Genomic DNA, 26658 nt, shown 5'->3' with positions numbered 1-26658 from the left:
GGGGCCTCAGCATGCACCGGCGGATAAACAGGCATTTTTTATGGCATCGGCAATTTTTATGGTTGCCGATGCATTGCCCACTTCGTGAACCCTCACCATATGGGCGCCGTTTAATACGCCCGCTGTGATGGAGGCCTGGGTGCCGGTTTCAATTTCAGGGGCTGTCGGCGGCGGTTCGCCGCCGCCGTTTGCGGCTCCGAGGATTTTTCGGATAAACGCTTTTCTGGAGGATCCGAGCAAAACGGGCACGCCCAGTTCCTGAAAGGCATCCAGTTCTTGGATGAGGCATAAGTTGTGTGCAGCCGTTTTGCCGAAACCGATGCCCGGATCAATGATGAGTTTGGATTTATCAATCCCGTAGGATTGCGCCCGCAAAATGGCTTCTTTCAGGAACTGATATATCTCCCCGATCAGATCCTCATAGGTCGGCGCCACCTGCATATCCGCCGGAGAGCCCTTCATATGCATGAGGACGGTCAATGCATCGGTTTCCGCCGCCACCCGGCCCATTTCCGGATCAAATCGCAGGGCGCTGATATCATTGATGATGGAGGCGCCCGCGGAGATAGCTTTTTGGGCCACTTTCGCCTTGGTCGTATCTATCGAGATGGGCACCTCAAGCCGGCCGGCCAGTTGTTCGATGACCGGCAGCACGCGGCGGCATTCTTCTTCGGCTGAAACCGGCTCTGAAAACGGGCGGGTGGATTCGCCGCCGATATCAATAATATCCGCCCCGTCTGCGATCATTTTTTCCGCATGGGCCAGCGCGGTTTCATGGGCAAAAAATCGACCACCGTCCGAGAATGAATCCGGCGTAACATTTAATATGCCCATAATCCGGGTTTTTGAGCCCAGCTCAAGCCTGTGCGTCTGCCATGCCAGTTGGTGCGTCGTCACTCTCATTGTTTGTTTCCGCCTCATCGTCGCCAGCCTTGGATGCATCCGACGGAAGCTTAAATCCCGGCCGCATGGCATAAATCAACTCGTCAAGCTCTTTGCCCATCACGGTTTCTTTTTCAAGCAGCAATTCGGCCAGTTTATCCAGGATATCCCGATTGTCTTTTAGGAGGTCCCTGGCCCCCTGATAGCTTTCCTTGACTATCCGGCTGATCTCTGAATCGATCAAATTGGCGGTCTCTTCGGAGTAATCGCGATGCTGGGCGATCTCCCGGCCCAGAAAGATCTGCCCATCCTGCTGCCCATAGGATAGCGGGCCCAGCGCCTCGCTCATGCCCCAGTTTCTCACCATGTTGTGGGCCAGTTCGGTCGCCTGCTTGATATCATTGGCCGCACCCGTACTGATCCGGCCGAAAACCAGTTCTTCTGCGACCCGGCCGCCCATGGCAACGGATAATTCGCTGAGCAGCTGATCCTTGTATTTGAAATCCTTTTCCTCCGGAAGGAACCAGGTGACGCCGGCCGCCCGTCCCCGCGGGATAATGGTAATTTTGTTAATCGAGTCGGTTTCCGGCAGAAACCGGGCCACAAGCGCATGGCCGCCTTCGTGATAGGCGGTGGTCCGTTTATCCTCCTCGCGCATGACCTTGGATTTTCGTTCAAGCCCCATAAAGATTTTGTCCTTGGCATCCTCAAAATCTTCCATGGTTACCTGCTCTTGGTCCTTTTTGGCCGCAATCAGCGCCGCCTCGTTTACCATATTCTCCAGATCCGCGCCGGAGAAGCCGGGGGTGCCCTTGGCCAGGATTTCCGGGTTCACCGCCGGGTCAATCGGGCTCCGTTTGAGGTGGACCTTAATGATTTCCGTGCGGCCTTTGATATCCGGCATGGGGACCACCACCTGCCGGTCGAACCGGCCGGGCCGCAGAAGCGCCGGATCCAGTACATCCGGACGGTTGGTGGATGCGATAAGAATCACTCCTTCATTGGATTCGAACCCGTCCATTTCCACGAGCAGCTGGTTTAAGGTCTGTTCGCGTTCGTCATGGCCGCCGCCAAGCCCCGCTCCGCGCTGGCGGCCCACCGCATCGATCTCATCGATAAAGATAATGCAGGGGGCGTTTTTTTTGCCCTGGACGAATAGATCCCGCACCCGGGAGGCGCCGACGCCCACAAACATTTCCACGAAATCGGATCCGGAAATGCTGAAAAACGGCACACCGGCTTCCCCGGCAATGGCGCGGGCAAGCAATGTTTTTCCCGTACCCGGGCCGCCCATCATCAACACGCCTTTGGGAATACGGCCCCCGAGTTTGGTATACTTTTTGGGGTCTTTTAAAAATTCCACCAGTTCGGCGACCTCTTCCTTGGCTTCATCCACGCCGGCCACGTCACTGAACGTAATTTTTTCCGCCTGATCGGAGAGCATCCGGGCGCTGCTTTTGCCAAAGGAAAGCGCCTTGCCGCCGCCGCCCTGCATCTGCCGCATAAAAAAGATCCATATGCCGATAAGCAGGATCATGGGCAGCCACGATACAAGGACGGACACAAACCATGGGGTCTGCTGCTCGGGTTTGGCCTGGATTGAAACCCCTTTATTTCTGAGGATTTTGATCAGGTCGTTGTCCGGGGGGGCATAAACATTAAACCGACTGCCCTTGGCATCTGTCACACGCAGATTCTGGCCTTGTATGACGACCTGCTTGATCTCGCCGTTATCGACCATGGAAAGAAATTCGGTATAGTTGACCTCCGCCTGCCCGGTCTGCTGCTGGCTGAATATGTTGTAGAGCAGGATCATCATCAGAACGATGACGATCCATAGCGCCAGGTTTTTGTTAAAGTTGTTCAATCGTTTTTACCTCCAGAATTTTTAATGAACTCTAAATCAATCTATTATAAATAATAATGATATTTTTTAGCAACAACGAATTTTTATTAGCCGGCTTTCAATTCGGCTTTAATAAGCCTTTTTGAAGCCGGGATGACCTTTACGGCTTCCGCGATCCGGTGGCCGGCTAACCAGATGATCTTGTGCTCAGTTACCAGCACCGGATAAAACCGACGATCCGGCTGCGGGACTTTGCTGTTGATAAAATAATCCTTTAGCTTCTGGGAGCCTCGCATGCCCAGGGGCACGAATCGATCGCCGGGTTTGGGGTTTCTGATAATCAGGGGAAACCGGAGCCGGTCCAGATCAAAAACTGCAACATCTGGGGCGGGATGATCGTCTATATTTAAGCCATCGGCCTCATCGGCCTCATCGGCCTCATAGGGGGCTGAAATTGTAATCCTTTTTTGGATTTCCGGAATCCACAGGTCAAGGGGCAGATCCGCCGGCTGAATGCGATATTGATACGCCGGCATGGGCGGACTGGGCCTGTCGGCGCGCAAACTTCGGGCGACCTGCCGGATGATCAGCTGATCCCCCTTTTTTTCAACGCGGATGCGGTCGGATAAATCGCTCCAGGTTGTTTTATTCTCATTGTATATAAGGTCCACGGCGGCCTCTATCTGGGCCATCCGGATGCGGCGGAGATCGCCTTTTACCGCTTTAATCCCCGCCCGCATCATTCGCCGCAGGTGGGCCCGATGGCGTCCTTTAAGGCTTGATATGGAAAGGGCCAGTTCTGTTTTATCCTGATAAAGGCGCGCCTGGTTCAGGGCTTGAATGGCCAATTCGTCCAGCCAATCGGTTTCGCTCCGGCAGATCTTTGAGAGCCGGTTTAAGCTGTCCGGGAGATTCGGATTAAACTCCTTTTTTAGATAGGGCATCAGGTGATGCCTTATTTTGTTTCGCAAAAATACCGGATCCGCATTTGTCTGATCCGTCACGTATGCCACACGGTTCTCTGCCAGATAGGCTAAAATGTCCTGGCGGCAGACCCGGATTAACGGGCGGATAATTTGATCCCGGGCCGGCGGAATGCCGGCCAAACCGTCAAGCCCTGCCCCCCGCAAAACATTCATTAAAACTTGTTCGGCGTTATCGTCGCGGTGGTGACCGAGGGCGATTTTATCAAACCCGTGGGCAGCCGCGGTTTCCTGAAAAAAATCATATCGCGCCATCCGGCCCGCCTCTTCAAGGGAGCGTTTGTAAGTATTTGCCAAATCCCGGATATTCACTTTTTGATAAAAAAAGGGCGTGCCGTAGTATTTTGCCGTATCCCGCACGAAACCGGCATCTTCGTCTGATGCGGCCCCCCGGAGCCCGTGGTTCAAATGGGCCACGCCGGTGTGGATGTTTAATTGATCAGCCAGGGCCATTAACGCATGCCACAGGCAAATCGAATCCGGCCCGCCGGATACCCCGATTAAGACCTTGTCGCGGGAATCTATCATGCGGTGGGCATGGATTGTTCGGCCGATGGTTTGTCGCAATTGATTGGTTGTCGAAATCCGGGAACACATAATGGGTATCTATCATAGCAGATCAATTATAAAGAATATATACAGCAATTGAGGGTGTGGCAATATGCGGACATTAAATTCCCTCTTGAAAAAGCCCTGGTCCGGTCTTATAGTGCTAATTCCTGGCTGTGATAGGCGGGGGGCTAGCGGTACCCTTTTCCCGAAATCCGCTTTATGCGGGGCTGAATTCCCTGCCAAGGGCTTTAAGTGATATCGCGGGGGGTTCTGACCGGCCGCCGCGCAACAGGCGGTTGCGAACCTCGTCAGGTCCGGAAGGAAGCAGCGATAAGCAGCGCAGTCTGTGTCGCGGACCGATCCCGGTCAAGTTACCCCCCGCTTTACACGAAAGCCCGATGCAGGGTTCACAGCCAGGTTCAATCGTCCTTGTTTAATCCTGTGGCACACGCCGGCAAGCCCCCTGCTTTTCCCCCGCTTAGTCTCTTGACATTCCATTATCGCGTCTTATCTTTTTCACGAAATTATAAATGGATTTAGCATTTTAAATATACTTCCGGGGTTATAACCCGAGCTGGTAAATCAGATGAAGCATGATTCATTGCATCGGGGTGATGTAATTGGCTAAAAAATCCGAATCTAAAAAGACCGAGGCGATGGAGAAAGATATGGCAGACGCCAATGTGAATAATTCAAAACAGGGCAGCACGCAGACAGAAGATGAAAATTCGGCAGGCACGGCGGCACAAAAAGAGGCCGCCGCATCCAAAACGGATTTATCCGAAGACACCACGATTGAGCAGTTAAAATCAGAGCTGGACCAGGTGCGCCAGGAGGCAGCGGATGAGCATGACCGGCTGCTCAGGTTGTCTGCTGAATTTGAAAACTATAAAAAGCGGATGGATCGGCAGGCGGAGGAGTTTAAGAAATATGCCAACGAGTCGCTTTTAAAAGAGTTTTTGACCGTGGTGGATAACCTCGAACGGGCGATATCCTCGACGGATGTCGATAAAGGGGTGAACAGCGAGGCCTGTGTGATCGAAGGCGTTGAAATGACCCTCAACGAAATCCTCAAGATTTTGAAAAAATTCAATGTTACGCCGATAGAGGCCAAGGGCAAACCCTTTGATCCGGTTTACCACGACGCCATGATGCAGGAAGAAACTGATGAATATCCGGAAAACACGGTTATTAATGAGCTTCAAAAAGGATATCTGATTCATGACCGGCTGCTTCGGCCGGCCATGGTGGTGGTTTCAAAACCTAAATCCAAATCTAAAAAATAATTTTACTAAATATAGGTATATCTGAAAATTTATCCTAATTATATAAGGAGGTAAACAAAATGGGGAAGGTAATCGGCATAGATCTCGGTACGACCAATTCCTGTGTAGCGATTCGAGAACAAAAGGAAACCAATGTTATCACAAATCCGGAGGGCAACCGGACGACACCGTCGGTAGTTGCGATATCGGAAGACGGTGAACGGATGGTTGGCCAGGTAGCCAAACGCCAGGCCATTACCAATCCGGAGAATACGGTATTCGGCGTCAAGCGCCTGATCGGCAGAAAGTTCGATTCCCCTGAGGTTCAGCGCGATATCAAGAATATTCCCTACAAGATTGAAAAAGCAAGTAACGGCGATATCCGGATTAACCTGCGGAACAAGCAGCATAGTCCGGCGGAAATCTCTTCGTTTATCCTGGCAGACATTAAGGATACGGCGGAGCAGTACCTGGGCGAGACCGTAACCGATGCGGTAATTACGGTGCCGGCCTATTTTGACGACAGCCAGCGGCAGGCAACAAAAGACGCCGGTAGAATTGCGGGCTTGAATGTGCAGCGGATAATCAACGAGCCGACAGCCGCTTCGCTGGCCTACGGGCTGGACAAGAAATCCGATGAGAAAATCGCGGTTTTCGATTTGGGCGGCGGCACATTTGATATCTCCATCTTAGAGATCGGCGACGGGGTGTTCGAAGTCAAGGCCACCCATGGGGATACCCACTTGGGGGGTGATGACTTTGATCTTCGGCTGATCGATTATCTTGCGGATGAGTTCAAGAAAGAAAGCGGCATTGATGTCCGCAATGACAAGATGGCGCTGCAGCGGTTAAAGGAAGGCGCGGAAAAGGCCAAGATGGAGCTCTCCACCGCCCTTCAGACCGATGTGAATCTGCCGTTTATCACCGCTGATGCAAACGGCCCCAAGCATTTAAACATCCGGATTACCCGGGCCAAGCTCGAGGGCCTGGTGGAAGATTTGCTTAATAACCTCGAGGGCCCCTGCAAAACCGCATTAGACGATGCCGGGCTAAAAGCCAGTGAGATCGACGAGATTATCCTTGTCGGCGGTATGATCCGGATGCCGGCTGTGCAGGAGCGGGTCAAGAATATTTTCGGCAAAGAGCCCCACAAGGGCGTCAATCCGGATGAAGTGGTGGCCATCGGCGCAGCCATCCAGGGTGGTGTGTTAAAGGGCGACGTCAAGGATGTGCTCCTTCTTGATGTGACGCCGCTGTCTCTGGGTATTGAAACCTTAGGCGGCGTGATGACCAAGCTGATCGAGAAGAACACCACCATCCCGACCCGAAAGAGCCAGATTTTCTCGACCGCCCAGGACAATCAGCAGGCGGTGACCATCCATGTGCTTCAGGGCGAGCGCGAAATGGCGGCGCACAATAAAACCCTGGGCAAATTTGAATTGACGGATATTCCGCCGGCGCCGCGCGGCGTGCCTCAGATTGAGGTGACCTTTGATATTGACGCCAACGGCATTGTCCATGTTTCGGCACAGGACAAGGCCACCGGCAAGGAGCAGTCCATCCGGATTACGGCCTCCAGCGGCCTGTCCCAGGCGGAGATCGATCAGTTGATCAAGGACGCGGAGACGCACGCCGAAGATGACAAGAAGCAGAAAGAGCTGGTGGAAGCCCGGAACAATGCGGATTCTTTGATCTACTCCACGGAAAAATCGCTTAATGAGCTGGGCGATAAGGTGGACGCCGGAACCAAATCCCAGATTGAAGAAATCATCGGCCGGCTCAAGAAGGAAATGGAAGGCGATGATGCGGAGAAGATCAAGAGCCTCTCTGAAGAACTGACCCAGGCCTCCCATAAGCTGGCGGAGACCATGTATCAGCAGGCCTCCCAGAGCGCCGAGCAGCAGGCCGGCGCCGGAGAAGCCGGCGGCACGTCTCAGTCCCAGGGCGGCGGCGCTGAAGAAGAGGATGTGGTTGATGCGGATTATGAAGAGGTCAAAGACGACAACAAGTAATTATTAATATAACATCTGAATCCAGAGAAAGCCCCCCGGCCCGCTGACATGCGGGTCGGGGGCTTTTTATTTGTGGCGCCCAGCCCCAAGTGCTCAGATAACAATGCGGCACGGTAAATTTGTTCTGTCTATTTTTCAGGCGGGCACGGTGGCCCGCCCTACGACGACATGCGTCGTAGAGTCTTTTTTTAGGGCACGGTGGCCCGCCCTACGCGACAATGCCGACATTTTGTAGGGTCGGCCACCGTGCCGACCTTACATGCGAGCAACCCCATGGCTATGGGGTTGCTCGCCAGAACAAATTCACCGTGTTAGCCGTGAACAATGCGGTTGACTTTTTGCGTTTTTTTGATAGGGCGATGGAGATTTGAAAATGAGGCATGATCTATTGACCCTTTGCCGGGGCCCTTCGAAGTATTTGGAATTAATTAATAATATTTTGTCAAATAAGGCTTTTATATATGGTGATCACTGAAATATTGGCCCGTAACGCCCGAATGTATGGGGATGAGGTCGCGCTGATCGAGCGCGAGCCCGCCACCGGCCATCGCGCTGAAATAACCTGGGCACAGTTTGACGCGCTGGCCAACCAGACCGCCAATGCCCTGCGGCAGCAAGGCCTGGGAAAAGGCGACCGGGTGGTTCAGCTCATGATGAACTGTATTGAGTGGCTGCCGGTCTATTTCGGCATCCTGAAGGCCGGGGCCATCGCCGTTCCCGTTAATTTCAGGTTTGAGGCACCGGATATCAGCCGGTGTGTTCGTCTTAGCGAGGCCCGGGCCCTGATATTCGGTGAAGAATTCATTGAGCGGATTGAATCGGCCAAATCCGGGACGGATCAGTGGGTGGATTGTTACCTGTTTGTCGGTCCGCCATCCAAGTGTCCGTCAAACAGTTTTTTTTATAATGATTTTATCGCGCCCGCCGCAAAAGATGCGCCGGATGTGCAGATAAGCCTTTGTGACGGGGCGGGCATCTACTTTACCTCAGGTACTACGGGCAAACCCAAGGGCGTGTATCTGACCCATCGGCATCTGGAGTTTGCCTGCTACGCGGAAAACCGGCATCACAATCAGACCCATGCGGATAATTTCCTCTGCATCCCCCCCCTCTACCATACCGGCGCGAAAATGCACTGGTTCGGCAATCTGATCGTCGGCGCCAGGGCGGTAATCCTGAAGGGCACCAGTCCGGAGGCCATTCTTGAGGCGGTGTCCGAGGAGCACGTAAGCATTGTCTGGCTGCTGGTGCCCTGGGCCCACGACATACTTGTTGCCATTGAACGCGAGACGGTTGATCTCAGCCGGTATCAGCTGGATCAATGGCGGCTGATGCATATCGGCGCCCAGCCGGTGCCGCCGAGCCTGATTGAGAAATGGAAAATGTATTTCCCTCACCATGAATACGACACCAATTATGGGCTAACCGAGGCGACGGGTCCGGGCTGCGTGCATCTGGGGGTGGAGAATTTCCATAAAATCGGATCCATCGGCATTCCGGGGTTTGACTGGGAATGCCGGATCGTGGATGAGCATGGTATGCAGCTTCCTTCCGGGGCGCCGGGGGAATTGCTTGTCCGGGGGCCGGGGGTGATGGTGGGCTATTACCGGAATCCGGATGCAACGGGTGCGGTGTTTACGGACGGCTGGCTCCATACGGGCGATATCGCCCGCAAGGACGCAGACGGGTTTATCTGGCTGATTGACCGGAAAAAGGATGTGATTATTACCGGCGGGGAAAACATTTTTCCGGTTGAAATTGAAAATTTTCTAATGACCCATGAGGACATACTGGATGCCGGGGTCATCGGGGTGCCCGATATCCGCCTGGGTGAAATTGCGGCCGCGGTTATTGCGTTAAAGCCTGGCAGGCGCCTTTCTGAAGACGACATCCGCCGGTTCTGCGAGGATCTGCCCAAATATATGCGGCCGCGGCGGATTTTTTTTGACGATATCCCCCGAAATCCCACCGGAAAGATCGAAAAACCCAGACTTCGGGCCAAGTACGCCAAAAATGACGGCTAACCGGTATTTTACGCTTCCTTCAGCATCGCCTTGGCCATGTTAAGGTCATAGGCCTGGCCGGGGTTGAACTTTTTGCCCTTATACATCTCTGCCGCCGCCTCAATGGCGTCATAGGGCACCCATCCGTGCTCTTCCCATAGCTTGGGGTCATCCGCACTCCACAAACGGAAATATAAGGTGTGGTTTGCTTCCTTCACATACATCCGCACCCGCTTGTTCTCCGGAAACGGATAGTAGTAGACGCCGTTTTCATCCTTCATGCTATATTACCCTCAAATTTTTTCAGCATATTTTTTGGCCTTTCCCTACCGCACCCCCGGGCGATTTTCAATTCCTAAATTGAGCGTTTCAAATTTAGGAATTGTTTGTTTGGCTCGCTATTCATTTTGGTGCAGAGGATTGACCCGGTCTGCCGGGGCCGGCCAAAAGGTTTGATTCCGTATTGACTTTTTTCAGAATTGATGCTCTCGTATGCCAATCCTTCTTGTATAACCTAAATTGAGCGATTTTCAAGTTTGCCGCAGATACAAGCACGGTGAATTTGTTCTGTATCCAAATCGAAATCGCTATCGGGATCGAAATCGAAAAAATATGACCCTTGGACGCGAAAAACTGGACGTCTATCGCCTTTCAATAGGCTACGTTGCATGGGTTTACGAGAAGGCCGACAGCCTGAACGGAGTCCATCGGCCCGCCCGGGATCAATGGCTTCGGGCCAGCCAGCCGATACCGCTCAATATCGCCGAAGGTAATGGCAAGACCGCGGAAGCCGACCGAAGGCGTTATTTCGAAATCGCTCGTGGCTCCGCGCTTGAGTGCGCGGCGATTCAAGATGTGCTGATTGTCGGCAAGGCGCTGGACAAGATGGAAAGCCGGAACCGCAAGGATGAACTCGACCGTATGGCCGCGATGCTCAGCCGTCTCGGCGGAAGAGGATACCAAGTTCGAGAGGATCAGGAAGTCTACAGTGTCGATTTCGATTTCGATTTCGATTTCGATCCCGATAGCGAAGAAAACGAATCCCAACCTTAGCGTTAACAGGACCGGGGGTATGGATTTTGCGGTTAGAACAAATTTACCGTGCAGATACAAGGAAAATGATGTCGAGCTATAGGTGCCTATGCGAGACATCATTTGACGCAGTAGATGCGGTGAAATTGAAAATCCCGGAGGTTTTTTGATGAAAGCAAAGCGACCCGTTTATTATCAGGAGGCAGAAGCATGCGTGGATGCCGTTATTGAAAAAGTCGGCAAAGAGATCGTATTAGGCCTGCCGCTGGGGCTTGGCAAGCCTAACGAGTTTACCAATGCCATCTATCAAAGGGCCAAAAAAGACCCATCCATTAAGCTTACCCTTTGCACCGCACTTTCCCTGGAGCGCCCGCGCGGCGCCAGTGATCTGGAAAAACGGTTTCTGGGCCCCTTTGTGGAAAGAAAGTTTAAAGGATATGTGGATCTCGATTACATGACCGATCTGCGTCAGGGGCATCTCCCGGAAAATGTGGAATTGCGGGAGTTCTATGCCAAGGCCGGTTCCTACCTGAATGTGGACCATACCCAGCAGAACTATATCAGCTCCAATTATACCCATGCCTGGCGGGATACTCTGGATAACGGGGTGAACGTGATCGCCCAGATGGTGAGCAAAAAGGAGATAGACGGCCAAACCCGCTACAGCATGAGCTGCAACCCGGAGGTGTCCCTTGATCTTGGTTCGGCCATGCGCGAGCTTGAACAGCAGGGTAAAAGCATCTGCATCATCGCCCAGGTCAATCAGAACCTGCCGTTCATGTACGGCGATGCCGTGGTCGTACCGGAAACCTATGATATGGTGATTGATACCCCAAACTATTACTCCCGCCTTTTTGGCGCACCCAAGATGTCCATACCCACCGCTGACTATATGATCGGTCTTCAGGCCAGCACCCTGATAAAGGACGGGGGAACGCTCCAGATCGGGATCGGCTCACTGGGCGATGCGCTGTGCTACGGCCTTCAGATGCGAAACGAAGACAATCCGGAGTATAAGCGGTTTGTCCGGGATACCGGGATTTATGATCGATTCGGGCCGGTGATTGATCGCATCGGCGGCCTTGATGCGTTTGATGAGGGCATCACCGGGTCCACGGAAATGCTGGTGGATGGGTATCTGCATTTGATCAAGTCCAACGTGGTCAAAAGAAAGACCTATAACAGCGTGGCGATTCAGCGCTTGATCAACGAGGGCCGCATTGATGAAAACGTAACCCCGAAAACCCTTGAGTTTTTGCTCGAGGCCGGTGCCATAAGGCCCCGGCTGTCTGCCGCGGATTTTGATTTTCTGTGTGACTTCGGCATATTCAGATCGGGTTTGACCTTTACCGAAGGGGTCATTTATACTGAGGATCAGGAAATCCCAGCGGATCTGTATGATCCCAAACGCATGGATGAGATCCTCCGGTGCTGTCTGGGCGATACCCTTAAAAACGAGATTCTGATTCATGGCGGCTTTTTTTTGGGGCCGGAGGGGTTTTACCAGGCCTTAAATGACATGAGCGAAGAAGAGCGCCGGAAAATTTTTATGACCAGCGTTTTAAATGTCAATCAGCTCTACGGCAACAATTGCTATGCCAGTGAAGAACTGAAAGGCCTGCAGCGGCGGCACGGCCGGTTCGTCAATGCCTGCCTGATGGTGGCGCTCTCCGGGGCGGTGGTCTCCGACGGCCTGGAAAACGGCCAGGTGGTCAGCGGCGTGGGCGGCCAATACAATTTCGTCTCTCAGGCCCATGCCCTGCCGGATGCCCGCTCCATTTTGATGTGCAAGGCCACCCGGGCAAGCGGCAAAAACATCGCCTCCAATATCGTATTTAATTACGGCCATACCACCATTCCCAGGCATTTGCGCGATATCGTGATCACCGAGTACGGGATTGCCGATTTGCGGGGAAAAACCGATAAAGCGGTCATGGAGCAGCTTTTAAATATCGCGGATTCCCGGTTTCAGGATGAGCTGCTCCAGCAAGCAAGGGATTCCAGAAAAATCCCGGCGGACTATCAGATTCCGGATCAATTCCGAAACAATTATCCCCAGCGGCTGGAGGCGGAAATCGCCCCGTTTAAAAAAGCCGGGTGGTTCCCGCCATTTCCTTTTGGAACGGATTTTACCGATGAGGAGCTGGTCATCGGCAAGGCGTTGAAATGGCTTAAAGGCCAGATGGCCGAGGGGTTCAGCAAGGTGTCGAGTCTTAGCAAAGCCATGACCATCCGGCAGGTACCGCAAGGCGCCAAGCCTTATTTGGAGCGCCTGGAGTTAGATGCCCCCCACTCCGCCAAGGAGAAAATGATGCAGAAGCTGGTGATATATGCCTTGTCCGCACAAGGGGTGCGTTAGCTGGCCGTCTTATTAAAAGGGCCCGGGCCGCCGCATTTTTTTATTGCGGGACTTGCGGTACGATAGAATGCAACAAAATGTGAAATCAGCGCATAACCATAAAGGAGACCCTATGGAGACCAGCCTTAATCTTGAAAGTTTCGGGCGGAAACATCTGCGGCGCATTCACCGGAATCTCACCACGCCGATGCTGTATGAAAAAATCGCCACCAATCGCGAAGGGCAGCTCGCGCATTTGGGGCCGGTGGTCATCCGCACCGGCCATTACAGCGAGATGCCGCCGGAGGACAAGTTTATCGTCAAGGATTCATTCAGCGAGGAAAAGGTTTTCTGGAGCGATGAAAAAAACGAACTTTCGGAGAATCACTTCAATACCCTGTTTCACCGGCTGCTGGCCTATATGCATGATAAGGAAGCTTATGTCCAGGACTGCCTGCTCGGCAGTGTCCCCGAACACCAGATTCCGATCCGGATTGTTACGGAAAGCGCATGGCATAGCCTGTTTGTCCGGAACATGTATTATCAGATCCATGACCCGGCCGAACTTGATGCCTTTGCCCCGGAATTTACCATTATCCATGTTCCGGGCTTTAACGCAGTGCCGGAGCAGGACGGCACCCGTTCCGCCGCATTCGTGATCTATAACTTAAGCCAGCGGCTGATTTTAATCGGCGGTTCCAGCTATGCCGGGGAGATCAAGCAGGCGGTGTTCACGCTGGCCAGTTACCTGGTGCCGGAATCGGTCTTTTGTATGCGATGTTCCGCCAATGTGGGCGCGGCGGGGGATGTGGCGATTTTTCTCGGCCGGGAGGAGACCGGAAAAACGACGCTGGCCATGGATCCCGGCCGGCGGCTTTTGGGCGACCATACCCACGGGTGGACGGATACCGGGATTTTTAATCTGGAATGGGGGGGGTATGCCAAGCTCTTTAATCTGTCCGCTGAGGATCAGCCGGCGGTTTATGACTGCACCCGGCGGTTTGGGACCATTCTGGAAAATGTGACCTGTGATCCGGATACCCGGCGTATTGATCTGACCGATGGGAGTCTGACCCGCAATACCCGCGCTGTTTATCCCATCAGCCATTTGCCGAACGCCATTCATAGCGGTATCTTTGATCCGCCCCGAAACCTGTTTCTGCTGACCTGCGACGCCTTTGGGGTGCTTCCGGCCATCGCCCGGCTGACGCCTGAACAGGCGGTATACGCCTTTTTGTCCGCCTATACATCCAAATTTACTCAGACCGAAAGCGGCGAATTTGAGCCCCAGGTGATGTTCAATGTCTGTTTCGGGGATGCGGCGCTGGCGCTGCCCGCCTATTCCTGCGGGATGCAGCTGCTTGAAAAGATTAAGACCCACAATACCGTCTGCTGGCTGATGAATACCGGCTGGATCGGAGAGCCTTCCCACAAGGCCGACCGTATCAGTATCCGGCATTCCCGGGCCCTGGCCGATGCCGCCATATCCGGCGCATTAAATGATGTGGAATTTGAAACCGATCCGGTGTTTCAGTATGAGATCCCCAGGACCTGTCCGGGGGTGGACATCCCTGCGAAGATGCTAAATCCCCGGGAGGCGGCTGCGGACGCCGGCGACTATGAGCTTCGGGCCAACCGGTTGGTCGCGGAATTCATGAAGGATTTTGCCCAGTACGAAGATAAGATGCCGGAAGACATGCGGACGATGCTCTCCCAGATTATTTCCGTGGATGATACGCTGGATCTGGAGGAGTTCGGGTTTTCGATGTAGTTTTTTTAATGATGGTTGGGGCTCAGTGCCGACCCCCATTAAAACCTGGGTTATCCGTGTTTTGGCTTCATTATCTCTTCCTGAAAGTTCAGCGTGGCAAAATAGTCGTCCATGGTTTCCGCCCGCCGGATCCGCTCCACCGATCCGTCGCTTCTTAACAAAAGCTCCTGGGGCCGAAGCTTGGCATTGTAGTTAAAGCCCATGGCGTGACCGTGGGCGCCGGTGTCCTGGATGATCAGCAGGTCACCGTCATCGATTTTCGGCAGTGTCCGCTGGACAGCGAATTTGTCAATATTTTCACACAGGGAGCCCACCACATCGACGGTCTCTGCCGGCGTTTCATCTAAATTTTTTCCCAGTACGTCGATATGATGATAGGCGCCGTACATGCCGGGGCGCATCAGGGCGGACATGCAGGCATCCACCCCGATGTATTTGCGATATATATCCTTGTGATTGATGGCCTTTGTGACCAGTACCCCGTGGGGGCCGGTCATATAGCGGCCGCTTTCCATGAAAAGTTTCGGGGCCTCGCCGTGCTTTTTTTTGAATGCATTAAACAGGTCTTTTATTTCCCGGCCCATTGCTTCGATGTTTAGGGGCGGCTCATCCGGTTGATAGGCAATCCCCAGTCCGCCGCCGATATTTATAAATTCAAACCGGATGCCCAGTTCATTGGAAAGCCATTCGACCATCTCCAGGAGCATCCGGGCGGTTTCGACCATGTATTCATAATTGCGTTCATTGGATACCAGCATGGTATGAAGCCCGAAGCGTTTGGCCCCGAGCCCGATCATTTTTTTATACGCATGGAGAATCTGATCATGGCTGACCCCGTATTTGGCTTCAACCGGATTGCCGATAATCGCATTGCCGGAACGACGCGGCCCCGGATTGTATCGGAAGCTGGTAATCTCAGGAATTTCCGGCAGCTTTTCGATAAGCGTGATGTCATCGAGGTTTAAGATGCAGCCGTCCACTGCCATGGCGGTTTTAAAGTCCTCAACGGTCGTGTTGTTTGAGGTAAACATGATGTCATGGCCATGGGCGCCGATTCGGCGGCTGAGCTCTATCTCCGGGATTGAACTGCAGTCAAAGCCGAACCCCATATCCTTCATAATGGATAGTATCCGGGGGTTTGGAAGGGCTTTGACGGCAAAAAATTCTTTGAACTGATCGACTCCGGCAAAGGCGGTTTTTAAGCCGCCGCCCGTGTCACGGATGCCGGTTTCATCATATATATGAAACGGCGTATGGAAACGATCGGCAATTTCCGGTAAAAGCGGAAAAAGTCGATTCTTAAACTCCTCTGTCATTGGCATGGGTGCACCTCAGATTGAATTTAACGAATTAAAACCAATTAAATAATCACAATTTCATGTTTTTTCAAGAAAAGAGATAATTATCATTGCCCCCTGCTTGGCCAAACGGCATTGTATGATTTGATGAACACCTGTATACAATTGTACACAAAAACAAGGAAAAATATGAGGCGGTGTTTACTAAAACAATTATTTTTTAATGCGATTGACGGTTTAAGAGCATATTTGAGGGATTGCATGGCAGGAAAATTGCAAAAAGCAAAACCACGGATCGCTAAAAGTATTCCCCCTGGGCCGTGCGCCCGGACCGAGCCTGTAAGTAACTTTAAAGGCACTGAGGCACTGAGGCACGATAAATTTGTTCTATCTATTTTTCAGGCGGGCACGGTGGCCCGCCCTACGAATGGGGAAAAAACTGATCCATCGTAGCGTAGGGTCGGCCACCGTGCCGACCAGAACTTATTGATTTAATTAACCTAATTTCTAATACCCAAAATCTGATGCCCGTGAAGTTAATTAAAAGGCTTTATTTAATTATTTGCTTGACATAACAACAATTTAACGGCAAGAATGGTTTCGGGTACCAAATGGCGGCTTGCAAATTATCGAGAGCTATGATAATCGGAAGATCACTGCAAGTGATTATTGTTAACCTTAGCTGAGCGTTGCGAGTAAGCATTTTGAAAAAAAACCCTCACGCCCCGACATTGCGATCACTTCCCTTAATCCATCAGTGGATAAATTTATCCCGTAATCTTTCTTCCTTTAACGTAACATTCAGATTCTTTCGCTTTTTTATACACCATAACCCTAAGCGTATAACGTAGAGACTTATTATGATAGTTGGGTCCAAAAATCATCTCGTCGGTCTGGATATCGGATCAAGAGCCATTAAAGCCGCTGAAGCCGTGGAAACCAGAAAAGGCTGGGAGTTGAGAAGATTTGGCAGCATCGATGTCGAGCCGGGGGCCATCGAGGAAGGTGTTATTAAAAATTCTGAGGCCATGTCGAATGCCGTCCAGCAGCTTTTTGATCTATACAATTTTAAAACAAAAAACGTGGCCATTTCTATCGGCGGCTATTCAGTGATTGTAAAAAACATCAGTGTTCAGAAAATGCCGGAAGAGCAGCTGGTTGACAGCTTGAATTTCGAAGCCGAGCAATACATCCCCTTTGATATAAATGATGTAAATATCGATTTCCAGCTGCTGGGTGAAAGCGAGCAGAACCCCAATCAGATGAATGTTTTGCTGGTGGCTGCCAAAAAAGACATGATCAATGACTACATTAATCTGATTGACAGCTCGAATCTGAATCTTTGCATCATCGATATCGACGCCTTTGCCCTGCAGAATATCTATGAAACCAACTACGGGGTTCAAAGTGAGAATGTCGCTCTGATCGATATCGGGGCCAGTAAAACTTCGGTCAACATTCTAAAAGGCAATACGTCCGTATTTTTACGGGACGTGTCTCTGGGATGCAATCAGATAAACGAAAAAATCGCCTCGATGGCCAATTGTTCGCTGGCAGAGGCGGAAACCATTCGTCAGCAGGAGTCGCCGGATAAGATTTCCCCTGAAAATTTGAAACAGGTGGTTTCATCTGTTGTCAACGACTGGTGTGATGAGATCGGACGGGCGCTGGATTTTTTTAAATCTACCAATCCGGATGAAGGGATGAAAAAAATCGTGCTCAGCGGCGGCGGGGCGAATATCCGGGAGTTTAGGGAGCTATTGGCTGCACAGACGGCTACTGAGACCACTGTAATCAATCCGTTTGAAAATTTTTTGATCGGCAGTGGGCAACTGGATAACGTCTATTTGAAACAGATCGCACCTCAGGCTGCCATAGCAATGGGGCTTGCATTAAGAAGAGTGGATGACAAATGATAAGGATTAATTTACTCCCCTATCGGGCTGCCCGGAGCAAGGAAAATATCCGCCGGCAGGTTTCTATCTTTTGCCTCTCAATCGCGCTGCTTATAATCGTTTTCTGGGTTTTTAACGGATATTTAAGCGGCCGGATCAATAATTTGTCCGCCAGACTGGATGATTTAAAAAAAGAGGTCAAACCCTATGAGGAAAAGGCCAGGCAGGTTGAGGAAATAAAGGAGAGGCTGGCGGCCCTGAATAAAAAGATCGAAATCGTGAATCAATTGAAGGCTTACCGTAAGGCGCCGCCGCAACTGCTTGCTGAAATGACGGAGATGATCGTGCCGGACCGCATGCAGCTTACCAGGTTTAAATCCAATAATGATAGTGTTTCATTGGAAGGCTTGGCGCTAGATAATGAAACCGTGGCTGTCTTTATGACCCGGCTTGAGCGCTCCGCCATTTTTAACGGGGTAACGCTCAAATCAGCCAAACAGCAGGCAAGATTCAATATTGACATGAAGAATTTTAATATCGTGTGCAAAAAAGCCGCAACCTACGAGCCGGATAAAAAGAAGGCGGATAAGTAATGAAAAAGTCCAGTCTCTCTAGTTCAATTGAACCGTATATTCAAAGAATCGGTCAACTCCCCCGGATTCAGCGCATACTCATTGCTGCCGGTACAGGGGTGTTGATAATCGGGGTGTTCATTTATTTCTTCTGCATGCCAAAGTATAAGGAAATTGACCGCCTGAAGGATGAGGTTGCCAAAGCGGAAAAGAAGCTTTCGGAAACCAAAGAAAAAGCGGCGGCGCTTGATGAATACAAAGAGAAAATAGAAGCTGCGCGGGCTAAGTTTACCATTGTGTCAAGGGCTTTGCCGTTGAAAGACGAGGTTCCCTCTCTTCTAACCAGTGTTTCCCAGGCAGGAAAAGATTCCGGACTCACTTTTTTATTGTTTGAACCCAGGGAAGAAAAAAAGCAGGATTTTTATGCGGAGATTCCCATAAACATGCAGCTTTCCGGCAGCTATCATGATCTCGGGGAGTTTTTTGACAAACTGGCCGGTATGTCGCGGATCGTCAATGTCAAGGAATTCGAGATGACATCAAAGGATGTCATGTCCACGAACCTTAACATTGACTGCACGGCGGAAACTTATAAGTTCATCGAATCATCCGGTGAGGATAATAAAAAATAGCCAAAGAGAAAAAGACCGATCATGCAAAGATTTACTCTAAAAATCGTTTGTTTTTTGTGTTGCCTGCTTTTCATCGTGGCTGTCGGTAACGTCCAGGCTGCAAAATCCTCGGCCCGGCATGTAAGCAATCGGGTAAAGATTGAGCGCCCGGAAAAACCCTCTGCCGCTCCGGCTGAGACGGCAGCGGAAAAATCCGATAAGCCGGCTGAAGAAGCGGCTGTGGCGGAAAAGCCGGCGCCTGAAAAAGAAGCCGGAGCCCCAGAAAAACCGGCTGAAGAAAAATCCGTTAGCGCCCGGGAGCAGACAGCAAGCCGGGAAAAACCGGCTGATGCGGAGGAGATGCGCAAAGAGGCCATTGGCTTACTGGGAGAAAAACAGGAGCTCTATGCCCGGAAAGGACGGATAGATCCTTTTGCGCCGTTTGTCCAGGGCCCGAAACCTGAGCGGGACGAAGAAGCGCAAAAAAAGCTCGAGCGCCGGAAACCCCAAACCCCCCTTGAGCGCTTAAGCCTCGGCCAGCTTGAGCTGACGGCGATTATGGAGACGCCGGAGCAAAGGCTGGCAATGGTTGAAGAGGCATCCGGGAAGGGGTATGTGGTCAAAAAAGGAACATATATAGGCGATCAGGGCGGCCGGATAACAGAGATTTTATCGGAAGCCATTGTTATTGAAGAAAAATATCTGGATGTCTTTGGCAAAGTGGATGTCCGGGAAAAACAATTGAAACTTCAGAAATAACCTGGAGAACGTAAACATGCTTAATCGAAGGTACTTTCTCAATATTGGAAAGGTGTTACTGTTGGGGGTTTTAGCGACCGCCATGCTCGCCTGCGCGGCAAAGTCGGTAAAGGAAGAAAAGCCCGAAGCGGCCTCGCCTGAGCCCCTTGCCATTTCGGATGTCCAGGCCAAATCGATCCATGGCGGAATGGGGATTTCAGTCAATGCCAGCGATGAATTGGATTATACGGCGATTAAACGCCGCGACCCCCTTTCCGTGATTCTTTATTTTCCGAACACCCATCTAAAAGATGTTCCCCCCGTGGAACTCCCTGACAATGACATTGTTAGCTCGGTAAAACCTTCGATGGCGGAAAACCAAAAAAATGCGCGGATTGAAATCGCACTGCTGAAAGATTTGCCCTATAAGGTCGAGAAAGACGGAACGTCGCTGCAAGTGGTTTTTCGGGCCGAGGCTTCATCTGCCGCCCCGTCCGGGCAAGAGGCCCCGGCCGGATCTTCGGAAGAGGCGATGGCCGCTGAAAGCGCAGCTTCATTCGAAGAAGACGACAGGGACTCGGCCGGATATCAATCATCTGGCGCATCGAAAAAAACTGAAGCGCCGGAGCCGGATCGCGCTGACAGCACTGAGCCGGCCCTGGTCCAGCGGATCGATTTTTCAGCCGAAGAATCCGGGAAGTCGGTGATCAGCGTGGAGACGAGCAAGCCGGTAGCCTATCAGATTGAAAAGATCAGGCCTCGCCTGCTGAAATTGAAGTTAAACAACAGCCGGCTGCCTGAATATCACCAGGGGCGGCCTTTAATTACCACCCGGTTTGACAGTGCCGTGGACCGGGTGATTCCTGCAAAAAGCGCCGAAGCGGACAATGTGACTGAAATATTGATCGAACTCCGGGAACAGGTCCCTTACCGGCCGGTCAAGTCAAACGGGCTGCTGGCCATTCATTTTGAAGCCTCTTCAATCGGTCCCAGACCGTTTGAAGCGGCCAATCTGCCATCCTGGCAAAACGTTTTGGAGAACTCTCTGTCCCCGGAAACCCCAACAACCGTTTCAGGCAAAAAACCTTCAGCTATGCCCGCCGAACCGGAAAACCCCTATGCGGATTTGCTCGGTGAGGATAAGGAGTATACCGGGGAGAAAATCGCACTGGATTTTTTTGAAACCAATATCAAAAACGTATTCCGGATCCTCCAGCAGGTGAGCGGTAAAAATTTCGCCATTGATCCCAATGTACAAGGTTCAGTGACCCTCTCCTTTCAAAAACCCGTGCCCTGGGACCAGGTGCTTGATCTGGTCTTGCAGATGAACGGGCTGGATAAAGTGGAAAAGGGCGAGATCATCCGCATTGCCACAAAGGGTACGTTAAGGGCGGAGGAAGAAGCCAGGCGCCAGAAAATCGAAGCAATCCAAAAACGAAAAGAGCAGCAGAAACAGCTGGAACCGCTGGTCACCGAATACATCGAGATCAGCTACGCCAATGCCCAGAATGAGGTGCTGCCCCATGTCAAAGATGCGCTTTCAAAAGAGCGGGGCAGTGTTACCGTGGATTCGCGCAACAACCAGCTCATTATTACAGATACCCAGGCCAAGATCCGCAAGGCCAAAGAAATCATCACTGAAATCGACAAGGTCACGCCGCAGGTGATTATTGAAGCCCGCATTGTTGAGGCAAATGACAACTTCAGCCGAAAGGTCGGGGTTACCTGGGGCGCACAGAGCGAAGATGTTTACCGATCGGATCTGGGCGGCAACTACTCATATAATTCGGTTGTTAATACGCCCTTTATCGGCGGCGGCGCGGAAGGCGGAACAGAGAGTCCAAGCTTGTTTAATTTTTCCTTTGAACGATTGCCGAGCATGGGGACTCCGTTTTTACTGGATGCCACCCTTCGGGCCATGGAAACCGAGCAGGTGTTAAAAATTATTTCAACGCCAAAGATTGTGACCCTGGACAATAAAGAGGCCACAATTACCCAGGGGGTTGAATGGCCTTATCAGAATGTAGAAGAGGATGAGGTGCAGACAGAGTTCAAAGAGATTAATTTAACCCTTAAAGTGACCCCTCACATCACGCCGGATGAGCGCGTTTCCCTGGAAATAGACCTTCAAAAAGATGATATTCAGGAAATTACCGCCTCTGGAGAGCCGGCGATATCCACGAACAATGCCCAGACCGAACTGCTGATCGACAACGGCCAGACCATTGTCATTGGCGGTATTGTGAAGCGAACCGAGAGTAATGCCCAAGCCGGTCTGCCCATATTAAAGGATATCCCAGGAATCGGCTGGCTGTTTAGCGCCAAGCAGGATGAGGTCGTCAAACGGGAGCTTTTGATTTTTATGACCCCCAATATTGTGCAACTGGAGCAAAGGGGTCTCGCCCAGGCCCAAACCGAATAAATAACACTACTAAGAATAAAATTCTTGAATATTCCAAACCGAAGTTTTGAAAGGATACCATTTATGAAAGCCCAATATGCCAAGATAACCGTTCAGGTGCTGCTTGTCAGCCTGCTGGCATTATTATTAGTCGGGTGCGGCGAATCCGGAAGCCCGGGGGGCGGGACTGGTCCCGGTGAAACGGCCTCCATTGCCTTGACATCCGGTAGCGCCACTCTGCCGGCGGATGGATTTTCGTCTACTTCCATCACGGCCTCATTAACTGATTCGGTTGGACAGTCCGTGGATCAAAATACCGAGTTGACATTTCATACCAATCTCGGGCACTTCAGAAATGGTGAACAGGTTTACAAGGTTGATACGGTTGATGATAGCGGTACATTCATCGCTCAGCTGTCGACGGGCACGACGGCGGGAACCGCCGAAATTATTGTTACTTCCAACAGCATTACCCAAAAGCTCGAGATCGAGCTTATTAAATCCCTGCCGCCGGTCACGATTGACCTCAGCATTGCGCCGAGCACCCTTAATCCAAACGGCACCACCAGTGTCACGGCAATGGTGAAAAATGTTAATGATGAACCGGCGGCCGATGAGACGATTATTTTTTCGGTTCAGTCGAGCGACAGCGGGGGCGAATTTCAGACACTTACCGCGACCACAAACGTAAATGGGGAGGCTGAGGTCAATTACATCGCCGGCAGCGGCTCCGGTGAAGACTTGCTTAAAGCGACAGCCGAAACCAATGGGGTATCAGGGAGCGCCACGCTGATAGTGGACCCGGATGCCACCGTGGTCGATAACATTACGGTTGTCGCCGGTGCCGGTTCAATTTTAGCAGACGGCATTACAGAGGTTGCCATCCGGGCAACCGTGACGGATATCGATGGGAATCCGGCTTCCGGCAAAATTGTCAATTTCCAAACCACGGCCGGCACGCTGACAACAACAAGCAGCACCACCAATGCGAACGGAATGGCCGAAGTCTCGCTCCGCTCATCTACCACGACCGGAACGGCGACTGTCAGGGCGGAGGCTGACGGCTTTTTCAGCGAAGTGGATGTCGCCTTTGTGTCCGGCGCGGCTCAATCGATTCTGGTGTATGCCAGTCCGGAAACGGTTAATCCCGGTGACAGCTTCCAAATTTCCGCAGCTCCGCTGGACGCAAACAATAACCGCTTAAATAATGAACGACTGACCTTTAGCGTCCGGGAAGTCGGCAGCAGTGAGATTTTAGACACCGCCGAACAGGTGACGGATGAACAGGGCATTGTCCGCATTGATTTGGCAGCTGTCTATGGAACCAGCGATCTTGAAATAACGGTTGAAACCAGCAATGGCACATCCAATTCTGTGGTTGTGGAAGTTGATGAAGAAGCCACGGTGGTTGGATCTATTTCTCTCGATGCCGGCGCCTCCGCGGTGGTGGCAAACGGCAAATCCCTCACGAAAATCCGGGCTACGGTCTTGAATAAAAACGGCAGTCCCGCCCCGGGAATTGAAGTTGACTTCGAGACGACCCTGGGATCATTGACCACGACAACGGCCACGACAAGTTCTGATGGGGTGGCTGAGGTAACCCTTAAAGCCGGGAAAACGATCGGAGCCGCCATTGTGACCGCTGACGCCAGCGGGTTTAAAGATCAGGTTGAAGTGGAATTTGTTGGCGGCCCTCCTGAATCGATTACCGTGCAGGCGATTCCATCGTCCGTGCCGCCTGGCGGCAAAAGCTCCATTGTGGGTACACTCAGGGATCGAATTGGTAATCCGATAGCGGGTGAACAACTCAATTTCAGTCTGATACAAAACAACAGCGCAGCAAGTCTCTCTGCGCCAAGCGCTGTCACCGATGTCAATGGGCAGGCCATGGTTGATTATACGGCGGGTGATTTGGTAAGAACGGATAAGGTTCAAGTCGTAGCGGACAGAAATCAGACTGTGGTAAGCAGCACCTGGATTACCGTGGACAGAGGAAGCGAATCTGTTGGGTCGATTTCGTTATCGTCAGGTGCGGAGTCTATACCGGCGGACGGAAAAAGTTCGGTCGCAATTACGGCGACATTATTTGATAATTCGGGAGCCCCTATGCCCAGGGGAACGAGCGTTTTATTTGAAACCAACCGGGGACAGTTCTCTACATCAGGCGCTAAAACCATTGCACAGAAAACGATAGATGATTCGGGAACCGTGGTGGTGGCGCTTATCTCTAGTGAAGATGCTGGAACAGCCACGGTCACAGCGTATTCTGGCGGGGTTTCCCAGTCAATTAATGTGGTGTTTGAGGGAGAAGGCGTAGTGGTACCAACCGCTGCGTTTCTGTCGCTATCCACCTCAAAGACATCGATAAAGACAAACGGGACAGACAAAGCAACCATCACAGCCACCGTGCTTGATGAAAACCGGGTATCCATAGAAGGGACAACCGTTAATTTTAGTACAGATGGCGGTCAAATCAGCTCTGCAAACGTAAAAACGGATGAAAATGGACAGGCGACGATTGATTTAAGCTCGGGGCCGGATAAGAAAAACAGTACCGTAACGATAACCGCTACTGTTGATGAGGAGGTGGCATCAATACCGATTAACCTGCAAGGCACCGAGCTTACCATTACGCCGGCCAGCGCACAAGTTAGTACGGGCGATACGCAGGAAATTGTCATCCAGGCGCTTGATGGCGATGATACCCCCATTTTTGATGCTGATATCAATGTAAGTCTTGATGCCTCGACGACCCCGCCGGCAGATCTCAGTTTTTCACCTTCTCTTCCAGATACGTTCCAGACGGACTTGAGTGGGAAAATATATCTTGAGCTGCAAGCCGGAGCAATTGCCGGCAACGCAGTAATTGTAGCTGATGCCGTGGATAGTTTAGGCGCCTCTGCCACCGGAACTTACCAGATTGGGGCTGCAGCGGATATTTTCGAGATTACTGCTCCTGCGGAAGATTTTTCTTTTGCCATAGCTGACGGGTCAACACCGGTTGAGGTTACGGTTCATGCGGGCGGGTTGAGTGCCGGTGAAACGGTGGAGTTTTATACTTCATTTGGACGGTGGGCTGGGACTGGCTCAAGTACGACTTCTGAGACATTAACAACAGCGGGTCAGGATGTCACCAGAGAGCTTATCGCAGACGACCCCGGCGTGGCCACTGTCGAGGTATATGAGCAGTCTGATCTTGATCCTTCGGATACCGTTCAAGTATCTTTCTATAATCCGGCGGATAAAGCCTATGATATAAGCGTAGAAGCCTCACAGGCCAACATACTGCCGAGTACCGGCGACACGGAATACAGTATCACCATTACGGCGGCGGTTTTTGATGAAAACAATTCACCTGTTGGGGACGCTACGGTTTATTTTTCTTTGGACAATACCACGGGGGGTGGAGAATACCTGTCTCAGGCGACAGTAACAACCGATCCAAGCGGCATCGCGGAAACCACCTTCACTTCCGGCTCCAAGGGTACCGGAAGTGAATCGGATGACGCGGTTCTTGTCACCGCTACGGTTGCAACCCCGGCTCACCCGACAGATACGACAAGATCGGATGACGTTCCCATTGTGATCCGGGAGGATGCCGCCAATATATCCATCGGATTTGCAACCCAAATTGAATCCAATGAGGATAATACCCAGTATTTGCTCCCCGTATCTGTCTTGGTTGCAGACACTAACGGAAACCCGGTGGTTGGCAAACAGGTTTCTTTGGGGCTGAGGCCGTCATTGTTTAGGACCGGTGAATGGATTAAATCTGGTGATGAATGGGTGGTCTCCTATGAGAACCCCTGCGATGGTAGTGATCTCTTTATATTTGTCAATGAAGATTTAAATGGCAACTCCTTTCTTGATGATGATCCGCCTTTGAGTGAGGATCAAACGGATGGTTATAATGTGGGGGATTCTGATTTACCCGCGTATTTTGACGGGTATAGCGCTGGTGACCAAGTGCCCGGGCTCAACAATGGCATGCTTACGCCGGGCCAATCCTCCGCCGGTTCCATACCGTCTAATGTGGAAACCGATGAAAACGGGGTGGCAAGCTTTACCTTGAGATATCAAAAGGAATACGCTGTATGGATTCAAGCACAGATTACCGCAACGGCTACGGTTTTTGGAACGGAAAATACGACTAAGTCTCGCAAATGGCTGCCGATTGCCACGGACGAAAAGGAAGATATCGCCAATGCCTTTCCTGAATCTCCATTTAATGTGCTTCCTTGTGCTGAGGTGACTCCATGATGCAATTTGACGGTTATCGGACTTAGGGGGATATGATTTAGGAATATAATTACATTATCTATCAAATAGGGCGTTTGAAAAATTTTCAGACGCCCTATTTGATTCTAACTGCGGCTTTTGACATTTTTCCTTTTAATCGTCATTTTTCCTTTTAATCGTTATAAATAAAAAAAAGATGTGAGAGAAGATATGAGCACCC

17 protein-coding genes and 1 other RNA gene are annotated in these 26658 nt (G+C 51.5%); 13 read left to right on the top strand and 5 right to left on the bottom strand.

What is annotated here, in order from left to right:
• Positions 1-6 precede the first annotated feature (6 nt).
• The 3 genes from folP to tilS all read right to left on the bottom strand — a co-directional run bounded on the left by folP (position 7) and on the right by tilS (position 4239).
• Complete coding sequence (gene folP / locus U5L07_16230; GenBank protein ID MDZ7833295.1) at positions 7-903, bottom strand: dihydropteroate synthase; 897 nt, start codon at positions 901-903, stop codon at positions 7-9.
• Positions 857-2749 carry an ATP-dependent zinc metalloprotease FtsH gene (gene ftsH / locus U5L07_16225; GenBank protein MDZ7833294.1) on the bottom strand — a complete coding sequence of 631 codons (1893 nt, stop codon included), beginning with the start codon at positions 2747-2749 and terminating at the stop codon, positions 857-859. Before ftsH ends, folP begins: the two co-directional genes overlap by 47 nt.
• Before the next feature lie 86 nt (positions 2750-2835).
• Positions 2836-4239, bottom strand: coding sequence for a tRNA lysidine(34) synthetase TilS (gene tilS, locus U5L07_16220; GenBank protein ID MDZ7833293.1), 1404 nt, complete (start codon positions 4237-4239; stop codon positions 2836-2838).
• Positions 4240-4434: 195 nt separating this feature from the next.
• Between tilS and ffs the strand changes: the two genes are divergently transcribed.
• From ffs to U5L07_16200, 4 genes are all read left to right on the top strand, one after another.
• Positions 4435-4676, top strand: an RNA gene (ffs, locus tag U5L07_16215) — signal recognition particle sRNA large type.
• A 207-nt stretch (positions 4677-4883) separates the two neighbouring features.
• Positions 4884-5549 (top strand): nucleotide exchange factor GrpE, encoded by a 666-nt coding sequence (gene grpE, locus U5L07_16210; GenBank protein ID MDZ7833292.1) that lies wholly within the window; start codon positions 4884-4886, stop codon positions 5547-5549.
• A 59-nt stretch (positions 5550-5608) separates the two neighbouring features.
• The gene (gene dnaK, locus U5L07_16205; protein MDZ7833291.1) at positions 5609-7540 is read left to right on the top strand and encodes a molecular chaperone DnaK; all 1932 of its coding nucleotides are present in this window, start codon (positions 5609-5611) and stop codon (positions 7538-7540) included.
• A 461-nt stretch (positions 7541-8001) separates the two neighbouring features.
• Positions 8002-9564: a class I adenylate-forming enzyme family protein gene (locus tag U5L07_16200; protein MDZ7833290.1), complete on the top strand. Its 1563-nt coding sequence runs from the start codon at positions 8002-8004 to the stop codon at positions 9562-9564.
• Between the two features lie 8 nt (positions 9565-9572).
• Here U5L07_16200 and U5L07_16195 read toward each other — a convergent pair whose 3' ends face one another.
• The gene (locus U5L07_16195) at positions 9573-9824 is read right to left on the bottom strand and encodes a hypothetical protein (GenBank protein MDZ7833289.1); all 252 of its coding nucleotides are present in this window, start codon (positions 9822-9824) and stop codon (positions 9573-9575) included.
• Positions 9825-10155: 331 nt separating this feature from the next.
• Here U5L07_16195 and U5L07_16190 point away from each other — a divergent pair, with 331 nt between their 5' ends.
• From U5L07_16190 to U5L07_16180, 3 genes are all read left to right on the top strand, one after another.
• The gene (locus U5L07_16190) at positions 10156-10596 is read left to right on the top strand and encodes a four helix bundle protein (protein MDZ7833288.1); all 441 of its coding nucleotides are present in this window, start codon (positions 10156-10158) and stop codon (positions 10594-10596) included.
• Positions 10597-10744: 148 nt separating this feature from the next.
• Positions 10745-12934, top strand: coding sequence for an acetyl-CoA hydrolase/transferase C-terminal domain-containing protein (locus tag U5L07_16185; protein MDZ7833287.1), 2190 nt, complete (start codon positions 10745-10747; stop codon positions 12932-12934).
• Positions 12935-13046: 112 nt separating this feature from the next.
• Positions 13047-14684 carry a phosphoenolpyruvate carboxykinase (ATP) gene (locus U5L07_16180; GenBank protein ID MDZ7833286.1) on the top strand — a complete coding sequence of 546 codons (1638 nt, stop codon included), beginning with the start codon at positions 13047-13049 and terminating at the stop codon, positions 14682-14684.
• A gap of 50 nt (positions 14685-14734) precedes the next feature.
• On the opposite strand, the gene U5L07_16175 is transcribed toward U5L07_16180, so the two are convergent.
• Positions 14735-16006 carry a diaminopimelate decarboxylase gene (locus U5L07_16175; GenBank protein ID MDZ7833285.1) on the bottom strand — a complete coding sequence of 424 codons (1272 nt, stop codon included), beginning with the start codon at positions 16004-16006 and terminating at the stop codon, positions 14735-14737.
• Positions 16007-16842: 836 nt separating this feature from the next.
• Between U5L07_16175 and pilM the strand changes: the two genes are divergently transcribed.
• From pilM to U5L07_16145, 6 genes are read left to right on the top strand one after another with little or no spacing between them, the layout of a single operon-like run.
• Entirely contained in the window at positions 16843-17898 is a 1056-nt protein-coding gene (gene pilM / locus U5L07_16170; GenBank protein ID MDZ7833284.1) for a type IV pilus assembly protein PilM, read from the top strand.
• On the top strand, positions 17895-18470 hold the full coding sequence (locus U5L07_16165) for a PilN domain-containing protein (GenBank protein ID MDZ7833283.1): 576 nt from the start codon (positions 17895-17897) through the stop codon (positions 18468-18470). Before pilM ends, U5L07_16165 begins: the two co-directional genes overlap by 4 nt.
• Complete coding sequence (gene pilO / locus U5L07_16160) at positions 18470-19081, top strand: type 4a pilus biogenesis protein PilO (GenBank protein ID MDZ7833282.1); 612 nt, start codon at positions 18470-18472, stop codon at positions 19079-19081. Before U5L07_16165 ends, pilO begins: the two co-directional genes overlap by 1 nt.
• Before the next feature lie 21 nt (positions 19082-19102).
• A complete protein-coding gene (locus U5L07_16155) occupies positions 19103-19819 on the top strand; it encodes a pilus assembly protein PilP (protein MDZ7833281.1) in 717 nt (238 codons plus the stop codon).
• A 16-nt stretch (positions 19820-19835) separates the two neighbouring features.
• Positions 19836-22220 (top strand): type IV pilus secretin PilQ, encoded by a 2385-nt coding sequence (pilQ, locus tag U5L07_16150; GenBank protein ID MDZ7833280.1) that lies wholly within the window; start codon positions 19836-19838, stop codon positions 22218-22220.
• Between the two features lie 24 nt (positions 22221-22244).
• Entirely contained in the window at positions 22245-26459 is a 4215-nt protein-coding gene (locus U5L07_16145; protein MDZ7833279.1) for an Ig-like domain-containing protein, read from the top strand.
• The last annotated feature ends 199 nt before the right edge of the window (positions 26460-26658 follow it).

It is taken from the genome of Desulfobacterales bacterium, assembly GCA_034520365.1.
GTDB lineage: Bacteria > Desulfobacterota > Desulfobacteria > Desulfobacterales > Desulfosalsimonadaceae > M55B175.
Note: the sequence above shows the minus strand (reverse complement) of the source record. Positions and strands in the feature narration are given on the sequence as shown.

Coding starts and splice junctions, on each gene's coding strand:
- folP (MDZ7833295.1), bottom strand. CDS start 903: ATGAGAGTGACGACGCACCAACTGGCATGGCAGACGCACAGGCTTGAG.
- tilS (MDZ7833293.1), bottom strand. CDS start 4,239: ATGATAGATTCCCGCGACAAGGTCTTAATCGGGGTATCCGGCGGGCCG.
- dnaK (MDZ7833291.1), top strand. CDS start 5,609: ATGGGGAAGGTAATCGGCATAGATCTCGGTACGACCAATTCCTGTGTA.
- U5L07_16200 (MDZ7833290.1), top strand. CDS start 8,002: ATGGTGATCACTGAAATATTGGCCCGTAACGCCCGAATGTATGGGGAT.
- U5L07_16195 (MDZ7833289.1), bottom strand. CDS start 9,824: ATGAAGGATGAAAACGGCGTCTACTACTATCCGTTTCCGGAGAACAAG.
- U5L07_16190 (MDZ7833288.1), top strand. CDS start 10,156: ATGACCCTTGGACGCGAAAAACTGGACGTCTATCGCCTTTCAATAGGC.
- U5L07_16185 (MDZ7833287.1), top strand. CDS start 10,745: ATGAAAGCAAAGCGACCCGTTTATTATCAGGAGGCAGAAGCATGCGTG.
- U5L07_16180 (MDZ7833286.1), top strand. CDS start 13,047: ATGGAGACCAGCCTTAATCTTGAAAGTTTCGGGCGGAAACATCTGCGG.
- U5L07_16175 (MDZ7833285.1), bottom strand. CDS start 16,006: ATGCCAATGACAGAGGAGTTTAAGAATCGACTTTTTCCGCTTTTACCG.
- pilM (MDZ7833284.1), top strand. CDS start 16,843: ATGATAGTTGGGTCCAAAAATCATCTCGTCGGTCTGGATATCGGATCA.
- U5L07_16165 (MDZ7833283.1), top strand. CDS start 17,895: ATGATAAGGATTAATTTACTCCCCTATCGGGCTGCCCGGAGCAAGGAA.
- pilO (MDZ7833282.1), top strand. CDS start 18,470: ATGAAAAAGTCCAGTCTCTCTAGTTCAATTGAACCGTATATTCAAAGA.
- U5L07_16155 (MDZ7833281.1), top strand. CDS start 19,103: ATGCAAAGATTTACTCTAAAAATCGTTTGTTTTTTGTGTTGCCTGCTT.
- pilQ (MDZ7833280.1), top strand. CDS start 19,836: ATGCTTAATCGAAGGTACTTTCTCAATATTGGAAAGGTGTTACTGTTG.